The organism is Streptomyces sp. NPDC102467 (assembly GCF_044765445.1).
In the GTDB taxonomy this organism is placed as follows: Bacteria; Actinomycetota; Actinomycetes; order Streptomycetales; family Streptomycetaceae; genus Streptomyces.
The window spans coordinates 151,273-177,406 of record NZ_JBIWKA010000002.1; the positions used below are offsets into that span (position 1 = coordinate 151,273).

The 26,134-nt window shown below is 72.1% G+C and carries 25 protein-coding genes; 14 read left to right on the plus strand and 11 right to left on the minus strand.

Features of this window, described 5'->3' with window-relative positions; translation table 11 throughout:
* Positions 1-2: 2 nt before the first annotated feature.
* The gene (locus ACIREE_RS03750) at positions 3-803 is read right to left on the minus strand and encodes a helix-turn-helix transcriptional regulator (protein ID WP_404145693.1); all 801 of its coding nucleotides are present in this window, start codon (positions 801-803) and stop codon (positions 3-5) included.
* Between the two features lie 121 nt (positions 804-924).
* Here ACIREE_RS03750 and ACIREE_RS03755 point away from each other — a divergent pair, with 121 nt between their 5' ends.
* From ACIREE_RS03755 to ACIREE_RS03775, 5 genes are all read left to right on the plus strand, one after another.
* Positions 925-1,659, plus strand: coding sequence for an SDR family oxidoreductase (locus ACIREE_RS03755; RefSeq protein ID WP_404145696.1), 735 nt, complete (start codon positions 925-927; stop codon positions 1,657-1,659).
* A gap of 113 nt (positions 1,660-1,772) precedes the next feature.
* Positions 1,773-4,397, plus strand: a complete 2,625-nt coding sequence (locus tag ACIREE_RS03760; protein ID WP_404145699.1) for an ATP-binding protein — start codon at positions 1,773-1,775, stop codon at positions 4,395-4,397.
* Positions 4,398-4,495: 98 nt separating this feature from the next.
* Positions 4,496-5,911 carry an FAD-binding oxidoreductase gene (locus ACIREE_RS03765; protein ID WP_404145702.1) on the plus strand — a complete coding sequence of 472 codons (1,416 nt, stop codon included), beginning with the start codon at positions 4,496-4,498 and terminating at the stop codon, positions 5,909-5,911.
* Between the two features lie 58 nt (positions 5,912-5,969).
* Positions 5,970-6,602, plus strand: a complete 633-nt coding sequence (locus ACIREE_RS03770; protein WP_404145705.1) for a DUF6629 family protein — start codon at positions 5,970-5,972, stop codon at positions 6,600-6,602.
* 127 nt (positions 6,603-6,729) lie between these two features.
* The gene (locus ACIREE_RS03775) at positions 6,730-7,689 is read left to right on the plus strand and encodes an NAD-dependent epimerase/dehydratase family protein (RefSeq protein ID WP_404145708.1); all 960 of its coding nucleotides are present in this window, start codon (positions 6,730-6,732) and stop codon (positions 7,687-7,689) included.
* 13 nt (positions 7,690-7,702) lie between these two features.
* Here the strand turns inward: ACIREE_RS03775 and ACIREE_RS03780 are convergent, their stop codons facing one another.
* From ACIREE_RS03780 to ACIREE_RS03810, 7 genes are all read right to left on the minus strand, one after another.
* Positions 7,703-8,089 (minus strand): hypothetical protein, encoded by a 387-nt coding sequence (locus ACIREE_RS03780; RefSeq protein WP_404145711.1) that lies wholly within the window; start codon positions 8,087-8,089, stop codon positions 7,703-7,705.
* Between the two features lie 119 nt (positions 8,090-8,208).
* Positions 8,209-9,111: a phosphogluconate dehydrogenase C-terminal domain-containing protein gene (locus tag ACIREE_RS03785; protein ID WP_404145714.1), complete on the minus strand. Its 903-nt coding sequence runs from the start codon at positions 9,109-9,111 to the stop codon at positions 8,209-8,211.
* Positions 9,069-9,869 carry a sugar phosphate isomerase/epimerase family protein gene (locus tag ACIREE_RS03790; RefSeq protein WP_404145717.1) on the minus strand — a complete coding sequence of 267 codons (801 nt, stop codon included), beginning with the start codon at positions 9,867-9,869 and terminating at the stop codon, positions 9,069-9,071. Before ACIREE_RS03790 ends, ACIREE_RS03785 begins: the two co-directional genes overlap by 43 nt.
* Complete coding sequence (locus ACIREE_RS03795) at positions 9,869-10,639, minus strand: triose-phosphate isomerase family protein (RefSeq protein WP_404145720.1); 771 nt, start codon at positions 10,637-10,639, stop codon at positions 9,869-9,871. Before ACIREE_RS03795 ends, ACIREE_RS03790 begins: the two co-directional genes overlap by 1 nt.
* Positions 10,639-11,100, minus strand: coding sequence for a ribose-5-phosphate isomerase (locus ACIREE_RS03800; RefSeq protein WP_404145722.1), 462 nt, complete (start codon positions 11,098-11,100; stop codon positions 10,639-10,641). Before ACIREE_RS03800 ends, ACIREE_RS03795 begins: the two co-directional genes overlap by 1 nt.
* Positions 11,101-11,121: 21 nt before the next feature.
* Complete coding sequence (locus ACIREE_RS03805; protein ID WP_404145725.1) at positions 11,122-12,849, minus strand: dihydroxyacetone kinase family protein; 1,728 nt, start codon at positions 12,847-12,849, stop codon at positions 11,122-11,124.
* Positions 12,846-14,222 carry an MFS transporter gene (locus tag ACIREE_RS03810; RefSeq protein WP_404145728.1) on the minus strand — a complete coding sequence of 459 codons (1,377 nt, stop codon included), beginning with the start codon at positions 14,220-14,222 and terminating at the stop codon, positions 12,846-12,848. The genes ACIREE_RS03805 and ACIREE_RS03810 overlap by 4 nt, the downstream gene beginning before the upstream one ends.
* Before the next feature lie 255 nt (positions 14,223-14,477).
* Between ACIREE_RS03810 and ACIREE_RS03815 the strand changes: the two genes are divergently transcribed.
* Positions 14,478-15,242 (plus strand): FadR/GntR family transcriptional regulator, encoded by a 765-nt coding sequence (locus tag ACIREE_RS03815; protein WP_404145731.1) that lies wholly within the window; start codon positions 14,478-14,480, stop codon positions 15,240-15,242.
* 83 nt (positions 15,243-15,325) lie between these two features.
* Here ACIREE_RS03815 and ACIREE_RS03820 read toward each other — a convergent pair whose 3' ends face one another.
* Positions 15,326-16,270: a GlxA family transcriptional regulator gene (locus ACIREE_RS03820; RefSeq protein ID WP_404145734.1), complete on the minus strand. Its 945-nt coding sequence runs from the start codon at positions 16,268-16,270 to the stop codon at positions 15,326-15,328.
* Between the two features lie 219 nt (positions 16,271-16,489).
* On the opposite strand from ACIREE_RS03820, the gene ACIREE_RS03825 reads away from it, so the two are divergent.
* From ACIREE_RS03825 to ACIREE_RS03840, 4 genes are all read left to right on the plus strand, one after another.
* Positions 16,490-17,161 carry a DJ-1/PfpI family protein gene (locus ACIREE_RS03825; RefSeq protein ID WP_404145737.1) on the plus strand — a complete coding sequence of 224 codons (672 nt, stop codon included), beginning with the start codon at positions 16,490-16,492 and terminating at the stop codon, positions 17,159-17,161.
* Between the two features lie 53 nt (positions 17,162-17,214).
* Entirely contained in the window at positions 17,215-17,535 is a 321-nt protein-coding gene (locus tag ACIREE_RS03830; protein ID WP_404145740.1) for a hypothetical protein, read from the plus strand.
* A gap of 2 nt (positions 17,536-17,537) precedes the next feature.
* Positions 17,538-18,008: a hypothetical protein gene (locus ACIREE_RS03835; protein WP_404145742.1), complete on the plus strand. Its 471-nt coding sequence runs from the start codon at positions 17,538-17,540 to the stop codon at positions 18,006-18,008.
* 113 nt (positions 18,009-18,121) lie between these two features.
* Positions 18,122-19,669: a substrate-binding domain-containing protein gene (locus ACIREE_RS03840; protein ID WP_404145745.1), complete on the plus strand. Its 1,548-nt coding sequence runs from the start codon at positions 18,122-18,124 to the stop codon at positions 19,667-19,669.
* Positions 19,670-19,675: 6 nt separating this feature from the next.
* Here the strand turns inward: ACIREE_RS03840 and ACIREE_RS03845 are convergent, their stop codons facing one another.
* Positions 19,676-20,224 (minus strand): helix-turn-helix domain-containing protein, encoded by a 549-nt coding sequence (locus ACIREE_RS03845; protein ID WP_404145748.1) that lies wholly within the window; start codon positions 20,222-20,224, stop codon positions 19,676-19,678.
* Positions 20,225-20,393: 169 nt separating this feature from the next.
* Between ACIREE_RS03845 and ACIREE_RS03850 the strand changes: the two genes are divergently transcribed.
* From ACIREE_RS03850 to ACIREE_RS03865, 4 genes are all read left to right on the plus strand, one after another.
* A complete protein-coding gene (locus ACIREE_RS03850; RefSeq protein ID WP_404145751.1) occupies positions 20,394-21,632 on the plus strand; it encodes a benzoate/H(+) symporter BenE family transporter in 1,239 nt (412 codons plus the stop codon).
* Between the two features lie 100 nt (positions 21,633-21,732).
* Positions 21,733-22,623: a fructosamine kinase family protein gene (locus tag ACIREE_RS03855; RefSeq protein WP_404145754.1), complete on the plus strand. Its 891-nt coding sequence runs from the start codon at positions 21,733-21,735 to the stop codon at positions 22,621-22,623.
* A gap of 39 nt (positions 22,624-22,662) precedes the next feature.
* Complete coding sequence (locus ACIREE_RS03860) at positions 22,663-23,745, plus strand: dihydrodipicolinate reductase (RefSeq protein WP_404145756.1); 1,083 nt, start codon at positions 22,663-22,665, stop codon at positions 23,743-23,745.
* Entirely contained in the window at positions 23,742-24,221 is a 480-nt protein-coding gene (locus ACIREE_RS03865; protein ID WP_404145758.1) for a carboxymuconolactone decarboxylase family protein, read from the plus strand. Before ACIREE_RS03860 ends, ACIREE_RS03865 begins: the two co-directional genes overlap by 4 nt.
* 40 nt (positions 24,222-24,261) lie before the next feature.
* Here ACIREE_RS03865 and ACIREE_RS03870 read toward each other — a convergent pair whose 3' ends face one another.
* The gene (locus ACIREE_RS03870) at positions 24,262-25,896 is read right to left on the minus strand and encodes a GMC oxidoreductase (RefSeq protein ID WP_404145761.1); all 1,635 of its coding nucleotides are present in this window, start codon (positions 25,894-25,896) and stop codon (positions 24,262-24,264) included.
* Positions 25,897-26,134: the final 238 nt, after the last annotated feature.

Below are 26,134 nucleotides of genomic sequence, written 5' to 3' on the forward strand. Positions count from 1 at the left end.
CCCTACTCCCCCGCCCCGCCCGACTCCGCGTAGATCACCAGCGTCCGATCCGGCTGCCCGGCCACATGGAACGCGGTGTAGTCGTACGTGACCACACCCCGCCCCGGGGACCGCAGCCGCTTGCGCCCGCCCCCGCGCGTCTCCACCTCGAACCGGGGCCACCAGTCCCGCACCTCGGCGCTGCCCTGGTGGATCTCCTCGACGAGCCGCGCGTAACGGGGATCGCCCGGATGCCCGCCGGCCAGCGTGCGCACTCGGGCGAGCAGGCCCCGCGCCTCGGGCTCCCAGTCAACCAGGACGTCCCGCGCCAGCGGCTCCAGAAAGGTCCAGCGGACGAAATTGGGCCGCCGGCCGTCGTCTCCGACCAGGCCGGGGAACGTCTCCTCGGCGGCCCGGTTGCGGCTGAGCACGTCGTACGTGCCGTCGATGACGTACGCGGGCTGCGGCTGGAGCAGCAGGGGCACCGCGGCGACCTCCGGGGCGAGCGGCTCCGCGTCGGGAAGCTCGGCGACCGGGGCGCGGCCGGCGAGCTGGAACAGATGGTCGCGCTCGATCGGCGGGAGCCGCAGGGCACCGGCGAGCGCGTCGAGCACCTGGTCGGAGGCGCGGATGTCGCGGCCCTGCTCCAGATACGTGTACCAAGTGGCGCTCATCCCGGCGAGCAGCGCCAGCTCCTCCCGCCGCAGCCCCGGGGTCCGGCGCCGTCCCGTCAACGGCAGCCCCGCCTCGACCGGCGTGATCCGCGCCCGGCGGCTGCGCAGAAACGCGCCGAGTTCACGCCGCTGCTCAGGCGTCTGGGACATGGCTCCTACCACCTTTGGTTCCAGAATAAGTCGGCTCTGGATACCAGGTTAAACGAGGGCCAGACTCATACCGAGGCAGTGAGCAGAACCACGTCAAGCGCATAGAAGCAAGGAGAAGCCCATGTCAGGCATTACGGGCAAGGTCGTGGCCGTCACCGGGGCGAGCAGCGGCATCGGTGAGGCGACCGCGCTGTTGCTCGCCGAGCGCGGAGCACGTCTGGTGCTGGGCGCACGGCGCTCGGAGCGGCTGGAGGAGCTGGTCGCCCGCATCGAGAAGACCGGCGGCGAGGCCGTCTCGCTCCGCACCGACGTGACCCGCCTCGACGACGTACGCGCTCTGGTCGCGCTCGCGGGTGAGCGGTTCGGCCGGCTCGACGTGCTGGTCGGCAACGCCGGGGTGGCCAACATCTCGCCCCTGGACGATCTGCGCACCGACGACTGGGACCGCATGGTCGACGTCAACATCAAGGGCGTGCTGCACGGCATCGCCGCGGCCCTGCCGGTCTTCCGGGCCCAGGGCGGCGGTCAGTTCGTCACGACGGCGTCCACCGCCGCGTTCCGCGTGGTTCCGGCGATGGCCGTCTACGCCGGAACGAAGTTCGCGGTACGAGCCATCTGCGAGGGCCTGCGGCAGGAGGCCGGCCCGACGGTGCGGGTGAGCACCGTCTCGCCCGGGGCGACCGCCACGGACTTCGGCGAGGCGACGAACGACCGGGTGCGCGCCGAGCTCGCCGCGAGGCTGGACGGGATCGCGATCCCGCCCGCGGCGATCGCCCGCGCCATCGCGTTCGCGATCGAGCAGCCCGCCGACGTGGACGTCAACGAGATCGTCGTCCGGCCGACCGCGCAGAGCTGAGAGCCTGTCTTCGCACCCTCTCCCCCGGCCGACGCCCGGAGGCGTCTCGGCCGATCGGCGTATCCGTCCCGCCCGACCTGCCCGCGGCGCCGCCCCGGTGGGACACTCCGGGCGTGAACGGGGGGATCCTCGAGCGGGATCTCGAACTGGAGCGACTGGCCGCCGCCGTGCGGGACGCCACGGACGGAGCCGGGTCCGTCGTGCTCGTCCTGGGCGAGGCCGGGATCGGCAAGTCCTCGCTGGTACGGGCCCTGCCGGGCGTGCTGCCGCCCGGCGCCCGGCTGCTGGTCGGGCACTGCGACGACCTGGTCACGGGCCGCCCGCTGGGACCGCTGCGGGACCTCGTCGGAAGCGTCGGCGCCGAACTGGCGCGGGCGCTGCGCGACGCGGGTGACCGGCACCGGGTCCACGAGGCCCTCTACGCCGAGCTGGCCGGTGGACCGCGCCCCGCGGTGCTGGTCGTGGAGGACGTGCACTGGGCCGACGAGGCCTCCCTGGACGCGCTGCGCTATCTGGTGCGCCGGGTCGAACGACTGCCGGCCGTCCTTGTCCTCACCTACCGGGACGACCAGTTGGGCCGCGGCCATCCGCTGCGGCAGCTGCTCGGACTGGTGTCGGGGGCGGCCCGGGTGCACCGGCTTCCGCTGGCCCCGCTGTCACCGGAGGCGGTGCGCGCCCTGAGCGCGGCGGCGGAGCTCGATCCGGCACAGGTGTACACCGTGACGTCGGGCAATCCGTTCTTCGTCGCCGAGGTGATCGCGGCGGGCACCGCCTCCGGTGACAGCGGGGCGGTGCCGCCGACCGTGGTCGATGCCGTGCTGGCCCGGCTGCGCGGACTCTCCGACACGACCAGGGACGCCCTCGAACAGCTGGCCGTGGTGCCCTCGGCGGTGGAACGCTCCCTCGTGGACGCCTTGCTGGGCGACAGCGACGGCGACCGCGACGGCGCGCTCGCGGCGGCCGAACAGGGCGGGCTGCTGGTCGTGGCCGTGGACCGGGTGGCGTTCCGGCACGAGATCATCCGCCGGGCCGTCGTCGACTCGCTGCCCACGGCACGGCGCATCGCACTCGACCGTTCCGTGCTGTCCGCGCTGGTGCGGGACCCCGCCGCCGACCGGTCCCGGATCGTGCACCACGCGGCGGCGGCAGGGGACGCCGAGGCCGTCGCGCGATTCGGTCCCGGGGCCGCGCGGGACGCCTCGCGGGCGGGGGCGCACCGGGAGGCCGCCGCCCATCTGCGGCTCGTGCTCCGGCACCGGCACCGGTTCGGCCCCGCCGAACGGGCCGATCTGCTGGAGCAGTTCGCGGTCGAGAGCTACACCATCGGGGACGCCGGGGCCGCTGTCGGGGCGCAGCGCGACGCCGTGGCACTGCGCCGGGAGCTGGCTGATCTGCGCGCCCTGGGCGCCGATCTGCGCTGGCTGTCGCGCATCCATTGGTGGGCCGGTGACGCGGCCGCCGCGCAGGCCGCCGCACGCGAGGCGCTCGCCGTGCTCGAACAGGCCGGTGACGACCGCCTGTTGGCCCTCGCTCTGAGCAACACGGCCCAGCTGCGGATGCTCTCCGACGAGTACGCGGAGGCCGTCGACTACGGCGAGCGGGCCATGACGCTGGCCCGCTCGGTCGGCGACACCGCGATCCTCGCGCACGCGCTCAACAACGTCGGCAGCGCCCGCTGGCGGTCCGGGGACCCGTCCGGGCAGCGGCAGTTGGAGGAGAGCCTGCGGGTGGCGCTGGTCGCGGGCGAGGTCGAGCACGCCTGCCGCGCGTACACCAACATCGTCTGGCTCCTCCTCGACGACCTGCGGCTCGCCGAGGCGGACCGGTTCCTCACGCCCGCCATGGAACTCGCCGACCGCGCCGAGCACCTGGGTTTCCTCACCTACCTCCGGGTCGAGCGGGCCCTGCACCGGTTCGCCGAGGGCGACTGGGCGGCGGCCGAGCAGGACGCGCTGCTCGGCCCCGATGCGTTCCCGCCCGCCCGCTGCCCGGCGCTCACCGTGCTCGCCCGGATCCGGATCCGGCGCGGCACCGCGGGCGGCGACGAACTCCTCGACCGGGCCTGGCGGATCGCCCTGGGCACGCGCGAACTACAGCGCACCGGGCCGGTGGCGGCGGCCCGCGCCGAGGCCGCCTGGCTGCGCGGCGATCCGGCGGGCGTCGTCGCGGCCGCCGAACCGGTGCACGCGCAGGCCCGGCGGCTGTCCGCACCGCCGCACCGCGCCGAACTCGGCTACTGGCTCACCAAAGCGGGCATGGCCGTGCCGCCGGACGCGTCGTGCCATCCGTACGCGCTGCAGGCGGCGGGCCAGTGGGACAAGGCGGCCCGGCTGTGGCAGGAGGCGGGCTGCCCGTACGAGCACGCGGCCGCCCTCGCGGAGAGCCCGGACCCGGCGGACAAGATGAGCGCGCTGCACGCCCTGGACGCCTTGGGAGCACAGCCGCTGGCCCGCCTGGTCCGTGCCGAACTGCACGCCCTCGGCGCCCGGCACGTGCCCCGCGGCCCGCACGCGACGACCCGCCACAATCCGGCGGGCCTGACGAGCCGTCAACTCCAGGTCGTACGGCTCCTGGTGGAGGGCCTGACCAATACGGAGATCGCCGGCCGGCTCGTCGTCTCCGTCCGCACGGTCGACAACCACGTCCGTGCGGTCCTGGAGAAACTCGACGCGCCCACCCGGCGCCGCGCCGCCGCACGGGCCAGGGAACTCGGGCTGCTCCCCGACGGCGAAACGTAGGTAGGTGCCGGGCCAGAGGTAGGTGGTCGGCACGCATGCCGGGACACGTCCCCGGCCGTAGAACGGGCGGACCACACCCATCACTTCCGGGGGACCCCATGACCAGCACGCCCGCACAGGCGGCACGCAACGAACTCACCGATTTCCACGGCGCGTTGACCGGCCCGCAGGACCCGGGGTACGGCGAGGCGCGCGCCGTCTACAACGGAATGATCGACCGGCACCCCGCACTCGTGGCGCGCTGCGCCGACGCCGGCGACGTCGCGCGCGTCATCGGCTTCGCGCGCCGGCACGATCTGCCGCTCGCGGTGCGCGGCGGCGGCCATCACGGGGCGGGCCTCGGCACCTGCGACGACGGCGTGGTGGCGGACCTGGCGCCGATGAACTCCGTCGAGGTGGACGCCGCCGCCCGCACCGTACGCGTCGGCGGCGGTGCCACCTGGGGGCTGGTCGACACCGCCACGCACGAGCACGGCCTGGCCACACCCAGCGGCATCATCTCCACCACGGGCGTCGGCGGTCTCGCGCTGGGCGGCGGGCTCGGCCATCTCACCCGCCGCCACGGTCTGACGGTCGACAACATCCTGGCCGCGGAGATGGTCCTGGCCGACGGCACCCGGGTGCGCGCGGACGCCGACGAGAACACGGACCTGTACTGGGCGATCCGGGGCGGTGGCGGCAACTTCGGCGTCGTCACCGCGTTCACGTTCCGGCTGCACGAGGTGGACACGGTCGTGGCAGGACCCACCTTCTGGCCGGCCGAACAGAGCGCCGAAGTCCTCACCGCCTACCGGGAGTTCATCCCTGCCGCGCCCCATGACGTCAACGGCTTCTTCATGTACGCGACCGTCCCGCCCGCGCCCCCGTTCCCCGAGGAGCTGCACCACCGCAAGGTCTGCGCGGTCGTGTGGTGCCACACGAAGAACGACCCCGACGCGGCCGGCCGCGCGATGGCCCCGCTCCTCGACGGGCTCCCGGCGCCCCTGCTGCACGCCGTCGCGCCGATGCCGCACCCGGCGCTGCAGTCGATGTTCGACGCGCTCTACCCGCCCGGCGACCAGTGGTACTGGCGGGCCGACTTCGTGCGGGACATCCCCGACGAGGCCGTGGCGCTGCACGCCAAGTTCGGGCCCGAGGCGCCGACCCCGCAGTCCACGATGCACCTGTACCCGATCGACGCAGCCGTGCACGACACGGCCGCGGCCGACACCGCGTTCCACTACCGGGACTCCCGGTGGGCGAGCGTCTACGCGGGCGTGGACCCGGACCCGGCCAACGCCGAACTCGTCAAGCGCTGGACCGTCGACTACTTCGAGGCGCTGCACCCGTTCTCGGCGGGCGGCGCCTACGTCAACATGATGATGGACGAGGGGCAGGAGCGCGTACGGGCGAGCTACCGCGGCAACTACGCGCGCCTGGCCCGCATCAAGGCGGCCGTGGACCCGGAGAACGTCTTCCGCCTCAACCAGAACATCGAGCCCGATCCTGCCTCCCGCTACGAGGCCAGGCCCTGACCGACCCGGTCGCGCCGCCGACGCGCCGCACGAGCCGCGGGAACGTAGCGTGGCCCGCATGTGCTGGAGCGCGACGGCCGATCTCGTGGCGGGCAGCGCGATCGCCGCGGTGGGGGTCGCCTGCGTGGCGCGGGCGGCCCGCACCCGGCCGCGCGCCCTGCCGCTGGCGGCGCTGCCGCTGCTGCTCGGCGCACACCAGATCATCGAGGCGGTGATCTGGAACGACTCCGGCGGCCGCGGCCCCGCCGTCGTCGCCTGGGCAGTGATCGCCCTGCCGCTGCTGCCGCTGTGGGTACCGGCGGGCGTGCTGTGCGCGGTGTGGCCCCGGGCCCGCCGGCGCCTGGCACTCCCGCTCGCGTGCGGCGTCGTGACGTCCGCCGCCCTCGCCTACGTGCTGGCGACGAAGACCGCCACGGCCACCGTGCGCGGCCACACCATGGCCTACGAGATCGGCCTGCCGCATGCCGGATGGCTGATCGCCGGGTACCTCGTGGCGACCATCGGCTCGCTGCTGCTGTCCGGCGAGGCGGGCCTGGTCCTGCTGGGCGGCCTGGTCACCGTCGCCGCCGCCGGGTGCGCGGCGCTGTGGCGCTGGGAGTTCATCTCGACCTGGTGCGCCTGCGCCGCGCTGAGCTCGGTGGCCCTCTACGTCTGGGTGCGCCGGAGCGCGCCCGCGCCCGTCGACAGCTGAACGAGGCCACCACCCCCGCCCTGAAATCAGCTTCTTGCTATAGGCATACGCTGGCGTTAGAGTCTCTAACAGAAGCGATGAGTCATTACGCCGAAGCCGCCGCGGGCGGCTGTCGAAGGGATCCCTCATGACCAGCACCCAGCCCCTGCACGCCGTCCTCGGCTCCGGCCCCGCCGGGAGCGCCCTCGCCGAGGAGCTCGTGCGCCGCGGTCACCCCGTGCGCCTCGTCGACCGCAAGGGCGAAGGCCCCGCTCTCCCCGGCATCGAGCGCGTCGCCGCGGACGTCGGCACTCCGGAGGGCGCGCACGCCGCCGTCGCGGACGCCGCCGTCGTGTACCACTGCGTCAACGTCGGCTATCACCTCCAGGTCGCGGTGATGCCGGGCATCCAGGAGGCCGTGCTGGGCGCGGTGGAGCAGAGCGGGGCACGCCTCGTCGTACTCGACACGGTGTACCCGTACGGCGAGACGGGTGGCGCGGTGATGACCGAGGACTCCCCGTGGCAGGCCACGACGCGCAAGGGACGGATGCGGGCCGACCTGGACGAGACGTATCTGGCGGCCCACCGCGCGGGGCGGGCCCGGGTGACACTCGCCCGGTCCGCCGACTTCTTCGGGCCAGCCGTCCTGAACTCGACGCTCGGCGCCGCCGTCTTCCCGGCCGCACTGACCGGCGGCGACGTCCCGGCCTTCGGCGACATCGATCAGCCGCACAGTTACACGTACATACGCGATGTCGCGGCCGGTCTCGCCACGCTCGGCGAACGCCCCGACGGCGACGGCCGCGTCTGGCACCTGCCGACCGCTCCGGCCCGGTCCACCCGCGACGTCCTCGCCATGATCGAGCAGCGCACCGGACAGCCGATGCGGCTGACCGCGGTGCCCGAGCCGCGGCCGTTCGGACCGTTCGACGAGCAGTTCATGGCCGAGTACGCCGAGATGTTCTACCAGCACACCGAGCCGCAGATCATGGCCTCGGCCGCCTTCGAGGGCCACTTCGGGGTCTCCCCCACTCCCCTCGCCGAGGCACTGGACGCCACTGTCGCCTGGTACACCGCGTGGCTCGGCGCCCAGGCCCCGGCCAACTAGGCGGCAGTACGCGTCAGTTAGTGATCGTCACACACGGCAGGCCCACGCTCTCCCCACCACGGAAACCCTCGGCGCACAGCCGTGTGCCGGCGGCGAAGTGCCGCTGGGGGTATGCCTGGTCGCGGTAGGTGCGGAAGGCGTCGACGTCCTCCACCTTGGTGTTGGCGCTCCATCCGTCGGTGGTCCAGACGCGGGCGCTGATGCGGTGCGGCTGGTTGGTGTTGATGACGGAGACCTCGACGCGGCCGAGGTAGGTGCCGGAGTCGTACGTCTCGATGCACACGGCGTTGTTGCACCACTTGCCGTCCGCGGCGGCGGGCGCCCCGGCCGCGAGGACGCAGCCGAGCGCGGCCGCCGCGGCGCCGATACCGGAGACAATCTTGTTGAGGACAGCCCGCATGGGTGACTCCCTGAGTGCTCTGCGCTGATGGGTTCCGCGGAGCCGGGACCCGGCTCCGGCAGTCCAACGCCGGGCCGGGATCAGGGGTTACGAGGCTGCGTCCGCCCGTGCGGAACAGGTCAGCGCCTGATCTCCTTGATCTTGAGCATGCGCGTGATGACCTTGTCGAGCTCCGCGTCGTCGAAGACCTTCTTCCAGTCGTCACGGACGATCGACTCACGGCCGTAGTCCATCGCGATGAGGCAGGCGTCGGAGAACGGGTTGGAGCCCTTCAGCGTGTTCGCGAGGGCGACCTGTGTGTGGCCGAGCAGCATCGCGCGGGCGGCCTTCTCCGGAACGCCGACAGTGTGCACGGTCTCGTGCAGCGCCTCGGTGAGCAACGCGCCGACCATGCAGGCGATGGTCTCGACGAGCGTCGGCTCCAGGACGGCCAGCTGCTTGACGGTGACCCAGTGGACGTCGACGACCGGCGCGTACATGACGCGGATGACGGCGTCGGCGAGAGCCTGCTTGTCGGCGTCGCCGCCCTCGTACGCGGCGACGACCTCCTGCGGCGCGGCGATGCCGCCGAAGGTGTCCTGCCACTCCTCCTTCGTGGTGCGCTCCAGGAAGACGGACGGGTGGCAGGGGTGCGCACAGGCGTAGTGCACGTCGTCGCGCTCGAACAGCAGGCCCGCGTACGCGGCGGCCGGGTCGAGCGTGAGGACGACGGCGCCCGGCTTCATCAGCGGGACCAGCTGCTCCGAGACGGTGCCGAGGACGATGTCGGGCACCGCCAGGATCACGACGTCGGCCTCCTTGGCGGCGACGTCGGAGTCGGTGAGATCGCGGCCGAGGGAGCGGATCAGCTCCTGCCCCTTCTCGGAGGCCTCGCTGAAGAGGACCCGGAAGTCGCTCTCGACCAGATTGTTGGAGACACGCTGGCCCATCTTGCCTGCGGCCCCGATGACGGCGACTGTCTTGTTCTCGGTGGCCATGGTCATTCGCTCCTCAGGAGGGTGGTGATGCTGGTGTTCGTCCACTGGTGTTCGAGCCGGGCGGTGGCGTCGAAGCCGTCGTCCTGCCACGGGAGCCAGTGCTCCACGATCTGGTTGATGCCGCGCTCGTGCGGGCGGACCGCGGCGATCATGGCGTCGTGGTCGAGGAGGCCGGTGCCAAGGGGGCAGCCGGCATAGGTGAAGCCGACCCAGCCGTCACGGCGGGTGAAGGCGAAGTCCTTGACGTGGATGTTCACCACGTACGGGGCGGTGGCCCCGACGACGTCGGAAGGACGCTCCAGACGGGCCACGCTGTTGCCGGGGTCGAGCACGACACCCAGGTGCGGGTCGTCGACGCCCTTGATCACGGCGAGGAGGTCGTCGGTGGAGACCTGCTCATAGGTCTCCAGGCCGAGGGTCACCCCGGCGCCCGCATAGTGGGGCAGGGTCTGCCGCAGCAGCGTGACGGCCTCGTCGACGCCGGGCCGGTGGTCGACGGTGTTCATCATCGAGCGGACCAGCGTGACGTCCAACTGCCTTGCCATGTCGAGGTACTTGGCGAGGTGGTCCGGATGTACGCCCCGGGTGCCGAGTTCCAGGCGCAGGCCGAGGTCCCGTGCCGCGTCCCGGACATCGGCGAGGCGCGTGGCGTCGTACGACTCGATCTCGGGGTAGTCGCAGATCTGGAAGACCTGGCCTCCCAGCTCCTTGGTGTCGACGAGCATGTCGAGCAGGGAGAGGCGCTTGGGCGCCCGCTCCGAGATCCGCCAGAAGTACGCGTAGGTGCTGATGCCGTACGCCATCACGCCACCGCCGTCGGTGCGTTCATGGCCTCGGCCTCGTCGAGGATCGCCCGGACGGCCGCCGGGTCGTGCGCGAAGCGGCCCAGGAAGAGCCCGCCGACGGACCCGCCGAGCCGGGTGAGCAGTCCGGGTCCGGCGCTGCCGCCGTAGATGACGGTCGAACCGGCGTGCTGGGCGCGGGAGTTCAGCCACTCCCCAAGGGCTGCGCACACCGTGGTGATGTGCTCGGGCGAGGCGGGCTCGGGCGCGCCGATGGCCCACTGCGGTTCGTAGGCGAGGACGACCGTGCCGCGCATGCCGTACAGCAGGCGGGCGGCCTCGGCGACGGTGCGGCGCGCGGCCTCCTCCGGCTCCACGGGGTCGAGCTCGCCGACGCACAGGACGGGGACGAGCCCGTTGCGCAGGGCGGCCGCGGTCTTCGCGGCGACCACCGTGTCGCCCTCGCCGTAGAGGCGGCGGCGCTCGGCGTGGCCGACCTCGGCGTACCGGCAGCCGATCTCCTTCAGGTACGGGCCGGAGACCTCGCCCGTGTACGCGCCGACATCCTCCGTGGCGATGTCCTGCGCGCCCACGTCGACGCCGCTGCGCGCGAGGATCCCGGTCACCGGCACGATCGCCGGGAAGGCGGGCAGCACGAACAGGCGGGCCGCGCCGCCGGTGACGGCGGGGTGCCGGTCGGCCAACTGGACCACCTTACGAGCCCAGTTGAGGGTCTCGTGGTGGCCGAAGTACATCTTCAGGCTCACCCCGAGCAGGAGCGGGGCAGCCATCAGGCGGCCTCGTAGTCGCTCATCAGCTGTACCTTCGCGGCGGACGGCGAGGAGTCGTCGAAGCGGTAGGTCAGCCACTCGGCGGCGAGGCGGCGGGCCAGCTCCAGGCCGACGACGCGCTGCCCGAAGGTGAGGACCTGCGCGTTGTTGGAGAGGACGGCGCGCTCCACGGAGAAGGAGTCGTGGGCGGTGACCGCGCGGATCCCCTTGACCTTGTTGGCGGCGATCGCCACGCCCAGGCCCGTGCCGCACACGAGCAGCGCCCGGTCGGCCTCGCCGCGGGCCACCATCTCGGCGGCGGCGATGGCGATCTCGGGGTAGGCGGTGTGTCCGTCGGCGTCCACTCCGACGTCGGTGACGTCGGCGACGAGCTCGCTCGCCAGGAGGTCCTTCTTCAGGGCTTCCTTGTACTGGTGGCCGGCGTCGTCGCTGCCGACGACGATCCGCAGCTTCTCACTCATGTCATGTGTCCTTAAAGGGAGTTACTGGCAGGTGGCGAGCGCGCCGTGGACGGCGCGGACGATCAGGGCGAGGGAGTGCGCCCCCGCGTCGGGGGTGCCGAGCGACTTCTCGGCGTGCGGGCGGGCGCGGCCCATGCGGGGCAGGAGGCCGGCGGTGGAGCGGGCCGACCGCTCGGCGGTGTCCGCTGCCGCGGCCCAGGCCGTGGCCAGTCCGGCTCCCGTGGCGACCTGTCGGCCGAGTGCCTCGGCGAAGGGGACGAGGACGTCGACCATCGTCTTGTCGCCGACCTCGGCGCCGCCGGTCCTGCGGACGTCGTCGGACGCCTGCCGGACTCCGTGGGCGACGGACGCCGGGGTCGGCCGTTCGGTGTCGCCGAGTGCGTCGGCGAGGGCACGCAGGATGATGCCCCACAGGGCGCCCGAGGTGCCGCCGGCCTTGTCGGCCCAGGCGTCACCGGCGGCGGCCAGCAGAGACCCCGCTCCCGCGCCCGACTCGCTTGCGTGCAGGGCGGCTTCGTAGGCGGCGCTCGATCCGCGCCGCATGCCGATGCCGTGGTCGCCGTCGCCCGCGACGGCATCGATGCGTCCGAGCTCGTCCGCGTGCGCCTCGACGGTCTCCTTGAGGAGACGCAAGCCGTCGAGGGCGGTCGCGGCGGCCCTGCGGGAGTCCTCGCCGGCCTGATACGTCCGGCTTTCACTCACCGTCTCGTACGACACCTCGTCGGCGACTGCCACGGCGGGCACGGCGCCCTTGCGGTAGGCGGGGGCGTCGGCGGGCGCGGTCCACAGTGCTTCGAGGGTGTCGTCGAGCCAGGTCAGGGTGAGGGAGACGCCCGCCATGTCGAAGCTGGTGACGAGTTCGCCGACCTCGGGGTCGACGGCCTGTACGCCCGCGTCGGCGAGGAGCTGGGCCACGCGCCGGTAGACGACGAAGAGCTCCTCGTACTTGACGGAGCCGAGGCCGTTGAGGACGACGGCGGCGCGCTGCCCGTCCGGGTCGGTGACGCTGTCGGGGAGTTCCTTCAGGAGGGCCGAGACGAGGAGTTCGGCGGCCTCGTCGGCGGTGGGCACGGCCGCTTCGCCGATGCCGGGCTCGCCGTGGATGCCGAGGCCGACGGCCATCCGGTCCTCGGGGACGGAGAACAACGGGTGGTCGGCGCCGGGCAGGGTGCAGCCGGAGAAGGCGATGCCGAACGAGCGGGTGCGGGCATTGGCGTGCGCGGCGACGTCCGCCACCTCGTCGAGGGACAGCCCCTGCTCGGCGGCGGCGGCCGCGGCCTTGAAGACGGGCAGGTCGCCCGCGATACCGCGGCGCTTGTGTGCCTCGTCGGCCGCGGCACTGGACAGGTCGTCGGTGACGGCGGAGGTACGGGCGGGTATGCCCTCGGCGGTGAGCCGCCGCGCCGCCTGCCCGAAGTGCAGGACGTCGCCCGCGTAGTTGCCGTAGAGGAGGAGGACACCGCCGCCGGCCTCGGCGGCGCGGGCCACGTTGCGTATCTGCTGGGCCGAGGGCGAGGCGAAGACGTTGCCGACGGCGGCGCCGTGCGCGAGGCCCTGGCCGACAAGACCCGAGAAGGCCGGGTAGTGGCCGGAGCCGCCGCCGATGACGACGGCCACCTGGCCCGGCGTCTTCACCGTGGCCCGCACCACGCCGCCCGGCACGGGGCGCACCCAGCGGCGGTGGGCGGCGGCGAACCCTTCGAGCGCTTCGTCGGCGAAGGCGGCGGGGTCGTTGTAGAGGCGGGTCATCGCTGGTTCTCCGCGGGGGCTGAGGGAGTGGACAGGGACTGGGGGTTGCGGGCGGCGAGCCAGATCATCAGTGCGGCCGACAGGAGCATGAAGACGCCGACGAGGTAGAGCGGTACGTAGTAGCCGCCGGTCCAGTCCTTGAGCCAGCCCGTGATGTAGCTGGAGGCGAAGCCGGCGATGTTGCCCGCCGTGTTGATCAAGGCGATGCCGGCTGCCGCGGCCGCTCCGGTGAGGAAGCGGGAGGGCACGGCCCAGAAGACGGGGAGCGCGGCGAAGATGGCGCAGGCGGTGACCGTGATGACGGCGACGGTGGCCGCGGGCGAGCCCATGTACAGGGCGAGCGGGATGGAGACACCGCCGACGATCGCGGGCCCGGCGACGTGCCAGGTACGGGTGCCGTGCCGGGTGGCGTGCCGGCTCCAGAAGAAGAGGACGAAGGCCGCGGGAAGGTAGGGGATCGCGGTGATCCACGCCTTGTCCATCACGGTGAACGTGGTGTCGTACTGCTCCTGGAAGCCGTTGATGATGGTCGGCAGGAAGAACGCCAGCGCGTAGAGCCCGTAGACGAAACCGAAGTAGACGACCGCGAGGATCCAGACCCGGGTGTTGGTGAACGCCGTCTTCAGGTCACCCTTGGCGTGGCCGCCGTCGCGACCCGCCTTCTCGGCGTTCTCGGCGTCCAGCTCCGTGGTGAGCCAGTCCCGTTCGGCCGGGGTCAGCCACTTCGCGTCCGCCGGGCGGTCGATCAGGTAGAACCAGGCGATGATGCCCAGCAGGATCGCCGGGATGGACACGAACAGGAACATCACGCGCCAGCCCTCGAGGCCGAACAGGCCGTGGTGGCCGATCAGCCAGCCCGCGAGCGGGGCGCCGAAGACCGTGGTCAGCGGCTGGGCGAGGTAGAAGAGTCCGAGGATCTTGGTGCGGTGGCGGCTCGGCACCCACTGGCTCAGGAAGAGGATCGCGCCGGGGAAGAACCCTGCCTCTGCGACGCCGAGCAGGAAGCGCAGCGTGTAGAGGCCTCCGCTGCTGTCCACCCAGGTGAAGAGCAGCGACACGATGCCCCAGGTGACCATGATCCGGGCCAGCCAGCGGCGGGCGCCGAAGCGGTGCAGGGCCATGTTGCTGGGGATCTCGAGCACGATGTAGCCGAGGAAGAAGATCCCGGAGGCGAAGCCGAACTGGGCGGCGGTCAGGGCCAGGTCCTGGCCCATCCCGTTCGGCTCGGCGAACGACACCGCCGTGCGGTCCAGATAGTTCACGAAGAACATCAGGGCCACGAAGGGAACGAGGCGGATCGAGATCTTCTTGATCGCCGACGCTTCGACGGCTGATCGCGCCTTGGTCACGGGCGGCGCGGTGCTGGCAGGCATGGCGACTCCTCGGCTCGCCGGACAGCTCTGTCCGGACTTGGGTCACTCTCGGCGCCGGGAGGCGGGCAGCGGGACTGTCCACGCCGGTGGGGCCGATCTGAGTGTCACGCTATGCCCGAACTTCAAATTGGTCACCAATTTACCAATGTGGCGAGCGTCGCACTTGTCACCCCTGGTTGAACCCTTGACAAAGTGAGGGTGGAGAGACGTCGCGCGCGACCGGCGAGGGGCGCCGGGCAGCCGTCTGGTCTACTGGTGACCGTGACCAGTCAGCCCGCCCACACCACGCCAGGCGACCCGCCCGACCTCGCCCAACTCCTGCGCCCCGTGGTGCGGGAGTCCTCGGTGAGCGAGGTCGCCAAGCGACTTCTCGACCACCTCTCCGCGGGCAACATCAGGCCCGGGACGCGGCTGCCCGCCGAGCGCCAGCTCGCCGAGGCCCTCGGGGTGGCACGCTCCAGCGTCCGTGGCGCGCTGTCCGCGCTCGACGTGCTCGGCATCATCGAGATCCGTCCCGGCTCGGGCTCGTACGTGCGCGAAGGCACCTCGGAGTTCCTGCCGCGCGCCATCAACTGGGGCCTGATGCTGGGCCAGCGCCGCACCCGGGACCTGGTCGAGGTGCGTACCTACATGGAGGGCGTCTCGGCGCGCCTCGCCGCGGAGCGGGCGACCGACGAGGACGTGGTCCGGCTGGAGGAGCACCTGCGGCACATGCGGGAGGCGGGCAGCGACGTCAAGGCGTTCATCGACGCCGACATCGCCTTCCACCTGGAGTGCGCGAGCATCGCGCGCAACACGGTCCTCAGCGACATCCTGCACAGCATCCGGGCACTGCTCCAGGTGTGGATGGAGCGGGTCAGCGACATCGAGGGCACGGTCAGCGGCACCCTGTGCGAGCACGACGCCGTGCTCGCCGCGATCCGCGACCGGGACCCGGAGGCCGCGGACCGGGCGATGGCCGAGCACATGCGGATGGCGAGCGCGCGGCTGCGGGAGTCGGTGGACCCCGCCGGCGACTGATCCGACCGTCCCGATCCGACTGCCGTGACCCGTCCGCCCCGACCCGACTGCCGTGACCCGTCCGCCCCGATCCGTCCGGCCGGTCAGCTGAAGGTACGGCGGTACGCCTGCGGGCTGACTCCCGTCGTGCGCTTGAAGCGGTCGCGGAACGCGGTGGGCGAGCCGAAGCCGACCTGGACGGCGATCCGTTCGACCGGGTGCGCGGTGGTCTCCAGCAGGTGCTGGGCCTGGCGGATGCGGGCGCGGTGCAGCCACTGCAGCGGGGTGGTGCCGGTCTGTTCGCGGAAGCGGCGCATGAGCGTGCGGGTGCTGACGCCCGCGCGGGCGGCGATGTCGGCGAGGGTGAGTTCGCTGTCCAAGTGGTCTCGGAGCCAGCCGAGCAGGGGCTCGAACGACGCCCCCTGAGGGGTGGGCGCGGCCGTGTGGTCGTGGACGATGAACTGCGCCTGGCCACCCTCCCGTTCGAGCGGCATGACGGAGAGCCGGGCCGCGTCCGCGGCCACCGCGGAGCCGTAGTCGCGGCGGATCATGTGCAGGCACAGGTCGAGGCCCGCGGCCGCGCCGGCCGAGGTGAGGAGCTGCCCGTTGTCGACGTACAGGACATCGGGGTCGACCTCGACCTCCGGGTACGCGGCGGCGAGCGCGTCCGCCGCGATCCAATGCGTCGTCGCGCGCAGCCCGTCGAGGAGACCGGTCGCGGCCAGCGGAAAGGTACCCGCGCAGATGGACGCGATACGGGTGCCCTGCGCGGCGGCCGTCCGCAGGGCGTCACCGACGGCGGGTGCGAGGGGGGCCGTGGGCGTGGCGGTGCCGGGGACGATGATCGTGTCCGCCCCCTTGAGACCGTCGAGACCCCGGCGCGCGCGGATCGTGAACGTGCCCGCGTCCACCTCGGGCCGCTCGGCGCACACCCTCACCTGATAGCCGGGGCGGCCGTCCGGCAGGCGGGTACGGGTGAAGACCTCGATCGGCGTGGCCAGGTCGAACGGGATCACCTGGTCCAGCGCCAGGACGGCGACGATGTGCATGGCCAGAAGATACCCGTTCACCGGGAAACCGCCATCGACACCGCGGCACTCTTACGTGGTTCGATGCGCGGCCGACCTGCAAAAGGACTGGTTCGGCAGCCTGGCGTTATCCCGTTGACTGCCGTCACTAATGCCACTGGGAGACGGAAGGTCCGCTGACTAGCGTCGACGGCGAACCCGGCGCGGACCGGACCCGTCGCACGCGAAGGAATCTCCCCCATGCACGTCCAGATCGTTCTTTTCGACGGCTTCGACCCCCTCGATGCCGTCGCCCCGTTCGAGGTGCTGCACGCCGGCGGCGCCGCGTCCGGTGGGGCGGTCGAGGTGGAGCTGGTCTCCGCCGAGGGGCCGCGTGACGTGGTCAGCGGAACCGGTGGGCTCACCCTTCGGGCCACCGCCGCCCTCGACCCGTCGCGCGCGGGCATCGTCGTGGTGCCCGGCGCCTCGGGGCCGGTCGGGGATCCCGGCGCCGCGCCCGACGAGGACGCGGCCGAGGCCACCATCCCCGTACTGCTGGGCCGCACCCTGATCACCGGGCTGCCCGCGCTGCTCGGGGCGGCGATGGAGAACCCCGAGCTGACGGTCGCCTGCGTCTGCGGCGGCTCCCTCGTCCTGGCGCTCGCCGGGCTCCTCGACGGCCGCCACGTCACCACGCATCACCTGGGCCTCGACCTGCTGGACGCCACCGGCGCGCACGCGGTGCGGGCCCGGGTCGTCGACGACGGCGACCTCGTCACCGGCGCCGGTGTCACCTCAGGGCTCGACCTGGCCCTGTATCTGCTGGAGCGCGAGGTGGGCCCGCAAGTCGCGCACGCGGTCGAGGAGTTGTTCGCGTACGAACGGCGCGGCACGGTCTGGCGTGCCGTCGGCCCGGCACCCGTCGGCTTCTGACGCGACCGCCTCCTCCTTTCACCGCTCCCCCGATCAGAGAGAAGAACCAACGCATGTCCGTCGAAGGCATCTGGGACCTGTCCGTCGCCACCCCCATCGGCATGATCAAGGCCGTGGTGGAGCTCCATGAGGACGGCGCCGGTCTCGCCGGTTTCGCGCACGGCACAGGTGAGCAAGTACCGCTCACGGGCGTGCGGTTGACCGGCGATCTGCTCACCTGGAAGCAGGCCGTCACCAAGCCCCTGCGGCTCAATCTGGTGTTCGTCGTGACGGTCGACGGTGACACCCTGAACGGCACGTCCCGCGCCGGGCGCCTGCCGGCCTCGAAGGTCAGCGGCGCCCGCCGCCTCGCGGGCCCGGGCGCGGGCCGCTGACCATGACGAAGCTTCTGCTCAGCCTGCACGTTCTGGCCGCCGTCCTGACCGTGGGCCCGGTCACCGTCGCGGCGAGCATGTTCCCCAAGTCCCTCCGGCAGGCGCTCGGTTCACCGGGCGACGCCGATCCTGTGTCGACCCTGGGGACGCTGCACCGTATCTGCCGGGTCTACGCGGCCGTCGGCGTCGCCGTGCCGCTGTTCGGGTTCGCGACGGCGAGCAGCATGGGGGTCCTCGGCGACGTCTGGCTGATCGTCTCCATCCTGTTGACCGCCGCTGCCGCCGCCGTGCTGGCGCTGTGGATCCTGCCCGCGCAGGAGGTCGCGCTCGGGGCGGTGCGGCAGCCGGGCGGCACCTCGCCCCTCCCCCGCTCCGCCGGTCAACTGCCCGCACTCACCGGCGTGTTCAACCTGTTATGGGCCACGGTCACCGTTCTGATGATCGTCCGCCCCGGCTCCACCACGGGAGCGTGACCAGAGGTTCAACAGCCGTGCTCCCACAGCGATGGTTGAACATCTGACGAACAGTCGGCGAAGCTCGGCACCGGACCCGCCGCGCGACGCGACGGGTCCGTACCGTCGGCCTCATGGGATGGCTCGAGATCACCTTCACGGCCGCGGGCCTGCTGCTCGGTGCCGTCTCCATCGTCACGCCGTTCGTCGCGGACCGGCGGGCGCGGCGCAGCAGACGCATCGGCTTCCGCAAGCAGATGGACATCGCCATAGGACACAACGGCCAAGCAGGCGTGTCCGGTGCCGATCCGCGGCTCGGCCTGTTCAACGACCTGCCCGCCATGCGGGACGCCACCCTCGTACTCCTGCGTATCGAGAACGACGGCTCGCGGCACGTCGAGGAGTCGGACTACATCGATCCGTCGACGCAGTACGGGCTCACCGCCGAGTTCCCGGGGCGGCGCATCGAGGCGCAGGACGTCACGCTGCCCGACGAACACGCCAACCTGATGGGCTACTTCGAGAACCAGCCCGGGCTGCTCGTCGCCGGGCCGAGCACCTTGCGCGTCCCACGCGTCCCTCTCAAGCCGGGCGCGTACTACAAGATTCTGGTGCTCCTGACGGGTGGTCAGGAGGGTGACCGGGTCACCGTCACCGGTGACCTCAAGGACGGCACGCTCCACGAGAACCACAGCCTGACCCCGGACGAGAAGCCGCCGGTGTTCAGTAGACAGGCCCGCTGGACGACCGTCGCACTCGGGCTCGCGCTGATCGCCGCCGCCACGCTGCCCCTCTTGCTGCCCCCGGCGCTGCCGGACGACTGCGAGAGCGGCACGCTGCGGCTGACGGGTTCGACGGCGTTCGCGCCGGTCCTGTCCGAGCTGGCGACGAAGTACCGGGAACACTGCGGCGGCCGCCCGGACATCACGGTGGCCGCGCACGGCAGCCGGACCGGGGTGCGGGAACTCGCCCTGTCCGACGGCCGGCCCGAGCAGGGCGCGACGGTGATCGCGTTCTCGGACGGGCCGCGCCCGGCGAGCTACACGCGGCTCAGCGAGAGCCGCGTCGCGGTCTCCCTGTTCTCCCTCGTCGTCCACGACGACGTGCGCCTGACGAACCTGTCCGTCGCCGACGTGCGCCGCATCTACCGGGGAGACGTCCGCAACTGGACCCAGCTCGGCGGCCCGGATTTGCCCGTCGTCCTGGTCAGCCGCTCCTCCGGTTCCGGCACGCGGAGCGCGCTCGGCAGCCGGGTCCTCGCGGGCGCCGACGAACCGCCCGCGTCCTCCGACGACTGTGTCAACCGTACGGTGCGCACCGCCGCGGTGCTGCGCTGCGAGCTCGATTCGACCGAGCAGGTCCTCGACACCGTGGCCCGTACCCCCGGCGCCATCGGCTACAGCGAGCTGCGCGCCGCGTCCCCGCCGGAGGCGCCGCGCGGACTGCACCGGATCACCCTCGACGGACAGGCGCCCGACCCGGACCGCCTCACCACCAGTGGCTACCCGTACCGCGAGATCGAGTACGCCTACACCTACGGCCGCCCGCCCGCCGACTCACTGGCGTCGAGCTTTCTCTCGTACGCCGTCGACAACGGGACCGGCAAGGGCGTGGTCGCGACCCACGGCCATCTCCCGTGCGGCACGGCGGTCGGGCTCCAGGTGTGCGGTGAGAGCGACTGAACGTGCCTACGCCCAGGGCCTGTTCTTGGGGTAGCGCACGAAGAGGATTCCTTGGACCTCGCCGTCCGGCGCTCCGTAGCGGTGCGGGGCGTCGGCCCGCCAGTGGGCATGGCCGCCCGGGCCCACGGTCTGCGGCGCGTCGGGCAGGCCGACGACGGCTGTGCCGGAGAGCACCATGAGGCTCTCGGTGGTGTGCGGGGCGTGTGCGGTCGAGTCCTGGGTGGCGCCGTCGGCGATGGTGACGCGGAAGACGTCCGTGGCGGCGTCGGCGTCCTCGTGCCGCTCCAGGAGCACCGCGGTGACGGCGCTGCCGGAGACGCCGCCCGCGCCCTCGCGCACGCCCGCGGGCGGATCGTCCAGGACGGCGCTCAGCGGGCTGCCGAGTGCGGTGGTCAGCGCGTAGAGGGTCTCCAGCGTGGGGTTGCGCTGGCCGCTCTCCAGCTCCGAGAGCGTGCCCTTGCCGACGCCCGAGCGGCGCGCGAGCTCCGACAGGGAGAGGCCGCGCTCGCCGCGCAATCCCTTGAGCCTGCGCCCCACTTCGTCGTTGAGGCCCATCGCTCCCACCACTCCCGTCCACCCTCGCGCCTGGTCCTGACGCCGGCTTGTTGACGGTTCGGCGCCGACTTCTTTAGTGTTCCATAAACGGAACGTTCTGTTTATGGAACACCGGAACGCCCTGCCTCGCCCCTGCTCTGCCTCCCGCACGTCCGGAAGTGATACCCCCATGTCCCCGCTCACCCGTATCCGCGCCCTCGCACCACCCTCGGCCGTGGCGGCGGGGCTCATCGCCGTCACCGTCGGCGTGACCAGTTCGGCGGCACTGGTCTTCACGGCGGCACGGGCCGCCGGGGCGGACGCGCGCGAGATCTCGTCGTGGATGCTCGCCCTCGGCATCGGCCTCGCCGTGACATGCGCCGGGCTTTCGCTGCGTTTCCGGGCTCCCGTGGTGACCGCCTGGTCGACGCCGGGCGCGGCCCTCCTGGCCACCGGTCTCAGCGGGGTGTCCATGGGCAAGGCCGTGGGCGCGTTCGCCTTCAGCGCCGTACTGATCCTGCTGAGCGGGCTCACCGGGTGGTTCGCCCGCGTCATGGACCGGATCCCGGTACCGCTCGCCGCGGCGCTCCTCGCCGGGGTGCTGCTGCAGTTCGGCACGGGGCTCTTCGCCGAGATGGACGGCAGCTTCGCCATCGCGTTCCCGATGTTCGTGCTCTACCTCGTGGGGCGCAGACTGCTCCCCCGGTACGCGGTCCTGCTCGCACTCGGCGGGGGCGTCCTCGTCTCCGTCCTGACCGGGGGCTGGCACCTGGAAAGGGTCCAACTCTCCTTGGCGCAACCGGTGTTCACGGCTCCGGAGTTCGACTGGAAAGTACTCATCAGTGTCGGCGTGCCCCTCTTCGTGGTCACCATGGCCTCGCAGAACCTGCCGGGCGTCGCCGTGCTGCGCGGGTCCGGGTACCAGGTGCCGGTCTCGCCCCTGCTGACCTGGACCGGCGCCGTGCAGGTGGTGCTCGCCCCGTTCGGCGCGTTCGGCATCAACCTGGCGGCGATCACCGCCGCGATCTGCACCGGCGAGGAGGCACACCCTGATCGCGAGCGACGCTTCCTCGCGGCGGTCTGGGCGGGTGTCTTCTACCTGTGCGTGGGACTGCTCGGCGCCACCGTCGCCTCACTGCTGGTCGCGATGCCGCACGCCCTGGTACTGGCTGTCGCGGGCATCGGCCTGCTCGCCACGATCGAGGCGTCCCTGGCCTCGGCCCTGTCCGACCCCGCCTCCCGCGAAGCGGCGGTCGTCACCTTCCTCGCCACGGCGTCCGGCGTGACGCTGCTCGGCATAGGTTCGGCGTTCTGGGGTCTGCTGGCGGGGGCGCTGACGAGCATCATCGCCTCGCTCGGCCGGCGTCGCCGGAATCCGGAGAGCCCGGCCGCCCCCGAGCCCCACTCGCCCGCGCGGGCGAGCACGTGAACGCCGGGCCCCGGCCCGGTCCGCCGCGTGGATCGAGGAAGGAGATCAGGGCTCGGCACGCCACGTCGACGGCCGGGCCGCCACCCCTACCCTGGGAGGTATGCCCCGACAAGTGCCCCAGAGCATGCCCCACGGCACGTCCCGCGCATCGTCCGCCGCGGCACGCTTCACGGGGCGGCACGCTGTCGAGGAGCGTCCCCGGGGCGGCCCGCTGGCCGAGGTCGTCCTCGACGACGGGCGCGGGGTGATGGTCAAGCAGGCGGACACCGCTGACGCAACCAGCGCGGAGGCGGCGGGGCTGCGCTGGCTGGCCGGCACGGACACCGTCGCCGTCCCCGAGGTGCACGGGCACGACACGCGGTGGCTGGTGACCGACCGCGTGCCGGACGGACGGGCGACCGCCGAGAGCGCGGCGCGGTTCGGCCGCGACCTGGCCGCGCTGCACGCCACGGGCGCCCCCGCGTTCGGCGCGCCCCCGCCCGGCGGCCCGACGGACGCGTTCATCGGCCTCGCCCCGATGCGCAACGTCCCCGGCACCGACTGGTCACGCTGGTACGCCGAGCATCGCGTGCTCCCCTACCTTCGGCTCGCCGTGGACGACGGCACCGTGAGCACCACCGAGGCCTGGATCGTCGAGAAGACGCTCGACCGGCTGCCCGATCTCGCGGGACCCGCCGAACCGCCCGCCCGGCTCCACGGCGACCTGTGGACCGGCAACGTGCTGTGGGGTCCTGACGGCGTCGCGTGGCTGATCGACCCGGCCGCGCACGGCGGCCACCGCGAGACCGACCTCGCGATGCTGCACCTGTTCGGCGCCCCGCACCTCGAAGGGATCCTCGACGGCTATCAGGAGGCGGCGCCACTCGCGGACGGCTGGCGGGACCGCGTCCCGCTGCACCAGTTGTTCCCGCTCCTCGTGCACACGGCGCTCTTCGGACGCGGTTACGCCGAGCAGGCACTGGCCGCAGCCAGGGCCCAACTGGCGCGGTAAGTCTATGAACTGACGACTCGTCAGGTTACGCTCCGGCGCATGACTTCCACGGTGGTCTGGGGCACCGGGAACGTGGGCCGCGCGGCGATCCGAGCCGTCGACGCCCACCCCGGGCTCGAACTCTGCGGCGTGCTCGTGCACGACCCCGCCAAGGACGGCCGCGACGCGGGCGACCTGGCCGGGCTCGACCACGCCCTCGGTGTCACCGCGACGACAGATGTCGACGCGGTGCTCGCGGCCCGTCCCGGTGCCGTCTTCTACGCGGCCTCCGGCGAACTGCGCCCCGACGACGCTCTCGCCGACATCTGCCGCGCCCTGCGGACCGGCGCCGTCGTCGTCAGCCCGGCCCTCTACCCGCTCTACGACCATCGCGGTGCGCCACCGGAGTTCACCGATCCGGTGCGCGCGGCCATCGACGAGGGCGGCGGCTCGCTGTTCGTGTCGGGCGTCGACCCCGGCTGGGCCAACGACGTACTGCCCCTCCTGATCAGCGGCCTCGGCACCCGCGTCGACGTCCTGCGCTGCCAGGAGATCTTCGACTACTCGACGTACGACCAGGAGGACTCGGTCCGCCACCTCGTCGGCATGGGCCACCCGATGGAGTACGAGCCGCTGATGCTCGCCGCGTCCATCCCCACGATGGTGTGGGGCGGGCAACTGCGCCTCATCGCCCGCGCGCTGGGGACCGAACTCGACGAGATCCGCGAGACGTTGGAGCGCCGGTCCCTGGAGAGCGACGTGACGACGACGGCCATGGGCGACTTCGCCGCGGGCACCCAGGGCGCGGTCCGCTTCGAGGTGCAGGGCATCCTGGACGGCGAGGTCCGCATCGTCGTCGAGCACGTGACCCGGATCCATCCGTCGTGCGCGCCCGACTGGCCGGTGCCGCCCGGCGGCGGGGCCGGCGCGCACCGCGTGATCGTGGAGGGCAGCCCGCGCATCGAAGTCACCGTGCAGGCCACCGACGAGGGCGGCAACCACTCGGCGGGCGGCAACGCGACCGCCGTCGGCCGGCTCGTCGGCGCCGTCGACTGGCTCCTTGCCGCGCCGCCCGGACTCTACGACGCGCTCGACGTGCCCGTGCTCCCCGCCGTCGGCCGACTCGGAAGGAAGCAGTCATGAGGATCGACATACCGGACGGCGAGGAGCCCATCCCCTACGTGTGGGGCGAGATGGTGCCCGGGATCGGGCCCGTGGCGGCCCAGTTCTCGATGGCGGTGTACGACCACTCGTCCCTGGGGCTACGGGAGTTCGAGGCGGCGCGGCTCCGTGTCGCACAGATCAACGGCTGCCTGTTCTGCCTGGACTGGCGCACCGAGCGGGACGGCGAGAAGGTCGAGACGTCCTTCATCGAGGCGGTGGAGGACTGGCGCGACACCACCGCGTTCGACGAGCGGACCCGGCTCGCCGCCGAGTACGCGGAGCGCTACGCCGTCGACCACCACGGCCTCGACGACGCGTTCTGGGAGCGGATGACCGCCCACTACAGCCAGGCCGAGATCGTGGAGATGAGCATGGCCATCGGCTCGTGGCTGGCCTTCGGCCGGCTCAACCACGTACTCGGGCTCGACACGGTGTGCGCCCTGCCCAAGCCGTGAACCACCGGGTGGCGGCCGCGGCCCGGACAGGGCGCGACCGTCACAGGTCAGTGGCGACGATCTTCTCGATGTTGCGCTCGGCGAGCGCCGTGATCGTCACGAACGGGTTGACGCTGGTGTTGCCCGGGATCAGCGATCCGTCGATGACGTAGAGCCCCGGATACCCGTGCAGGCGGCCGTAGTTGTCGGTCGCCTTGTTCAGCACGGCACCGCCCAGGGGGTGGTATGTGAGGTGGTCGCCCCAGATCTTGTACACACCGAACAGATCGGTGCGGTAGATCGTGCCCTCCTTCGCGTTGATCTTGTCGAAGATGGTCTTGGCCGCGTCGATCCCGGGCTGTTTCCACGCGGTCTGCCAGTTCAGGTCGACCCCGCCCGACGTCGGGTTGTACGTGAACTGGGCGCGGTTCGGGTTCTTCGTGATGGACAGGTAGAACGACGCGAACGTCTCGATGCCGGTCGGCAGCGGGGCCACCTCGGCGAACGCGCCGCCCGCGGCCCAGTTGTCGATGCCGCCGGTGGGGATCGACGCCTGGAGCGAACCGGTCGGGTCCCACAGGTGGTTGGCGCGCCCGCACATCACGTTGCCGTTGTCTCCCCAGTTCTTGCCGATCTCGTTGTTGAGCGCGGGCAGCGCGCCGGTGGCCTTGAGCTTGGTGAGCAGCTTGCTCGTGCCGACGCTGCCCGCGGCGAAGAAGACGCGGTCGGCGGTGATCTCCTTGGTGGCCGTGACGGCGCCCGTGGTGTCGAGCTGGTCGATGCGCACGGTGTAGCCGCCGCCCGCGGCCGGGGCGACGGACGTCACCTTGTGCAGCGGCGAGATGGTGACTCTGCCGGTGGCCTTGGCCCGCGGGAGATAGGTCTTCTGCAGTGACTTCTTGCCGTAGTTGTTGCCGTAGAGGATCTCGCCGGCCAGCGCGGACCTGGGCACCGTGTTGGCCTGTTCCTGCTTCATGTAGTCCCAGTCGTACACGTCCGGCACGAACACGAACGGGAAGCCCGAGCGCTGGGCGTGCTTACGGCCGACGCGCGCGTACTGGTAACACTCGGCGGTCTCGAACCAGTTCTGGTCGATGGTGGCGACGCCCAGACCGGCGTTGGCGCGCGGGTAGTACGTGCCGTACATCTCGCCCGCGTCGACGGAGGGCAGGATGGCGCCGAAGTTCTCCCGCTTCGGCGTGACGGCCATGCCGCCGTTGACCAGTGAGCCGCCGCCGACGCCACGGCCCTGGTAGACGGTGATGCCGGCGAAGTCCTCGGCGTCGAGGATGCCGGTGTACTTCGGGATGTCCTTGTCGATGGGGAAGCCGAGGAAGTTGCTCAGAGGCTGCTTCGTTCTGGTTCTGAGCCAGAACGATCTGTTGTCGGGACTCGTGGTGTTGGCGAAGATCTTGCCGTCGGACCCCGGGGTGTCCCAGGCCATGCCCATCTCCACCATCTGCACGTCGACGCCCGCCTCGGCGAGCCGGAGCGCGGCGACGGAGCCGCCGTAGCCGGTGCCGATGACGAGGGCCGGGAGGTGCGCGCCGTCGGCGACGGCCGGAGCGGTGCCGCGCTCGGCGGCGACGGCGTGACCACTCAGGGCCACGGCCCCCAGAAGAGAACCTGTTCCTGCGAGGAAGCCACGGCGGGAGATTCCGTTACGGACCACTTCAGGGCGGGTTGCATCACTCATTGCACGTTCCTCACTCTAGACGGAATGGGAACGAGTTCTACTGTTGATCGCCAATCAAGTCGATGCATACCGATTGGTAACGTGCGCGCATTTCCCGCCAACTTCTCCCGATCTTGAAGCGCGGCCCCCAGAACGGTCGGGGAACGACAGAGCGGCGGGGGGGGGCCCGGGGCCCCCCCCCCCGGGGGGGGGGGGGGGGGCGGGGGGGGGGGGGGGGGGGGCCCCCCCCCCGCGGGGT